Source organism: Faecalibacterium faecis (genome assembly GCF_040096475.1).
GTDB classification, from domain to species: Bacteria; Bacillota; Clostridia; order Oscillospirales; family Ruminococcaceae; genus Faecalibacterium; species Faecalibacterium taiwanense.
The window spans coordinates 1-538 of sequence record NZ_JBBMEP010000063.1; the positions used below are offsets into that span (position 1 = coordinate 1).

Sequence of the window (538 nt, forward strand, 5' to 3'; positions counted from 1 at the left end):
GTGATTGGGGTGAAGTCGTAACAAGGTAGCCGTAGGAGAACCTGCGGCTGGATCACCTCCTTTCTAAGGAGTCAGGCAAGGACAGGACATCAAAAGATGGACAGTCCTTGGACAGGTAACAAACAAGCAGAGTAGATATTGTTCGATTTTGAGGGCCCTGAAAAGGGAACTCAATTCCTAATGTGGGGGTTTAGCTCAGCTGGGAGAGCACCTGCTTTGCAAGCAGGGGGTCAAGGGTTCGATTCCCTTAATCTCCACCACATGGGCCAATAGCTCAGCTGGCTAGAGCACACGACTGATAATCGTGAGGTCGATGGTTCGAGTCCATTTTGGCCCACCATGTGATGAAGAGCAAAGTTTCGGGAGACCGGGCTTTGAAGGACATCACCAAGACGTACCTTGAAAACTGAATAATAACTGCGAAACAAAGATTATAGTAAGTTCTTTTTTAAGAAATATTACAATTTCAAAAGGAAGGGTAACAATAATCTTCGTTGGCAAGAGAGAATCAAGAGGATACCAAATGTTCTTAAGAGAA

Annotated in this window: 2 tRNA genes and 1 rRNA gene; all 3 read left to right on the forward strand. The window is 45.2% G+C overall.

The features are described from left to right. Positions 1-63: ribosomal RNA gene (locus WMO17_RS13130) — 16S ribosomal RNA — on the forward strand; the annotation flags it as partial. Between the two features lie 121 nt (positions 64-184). Next, a tRNA-Ala gene (locus WMO17_RS13135) sits at positions 185-260 on the forward strand. A 3-nt stretch (positions 261-263) separates the two neighbouring features. Then, positions 264-340: transfer RNA gene (locus tag WMO17_RS13140), tRNA-Ile, on the forward strand. Positions 341-538 lie beyond the last annotated feature (198 nt).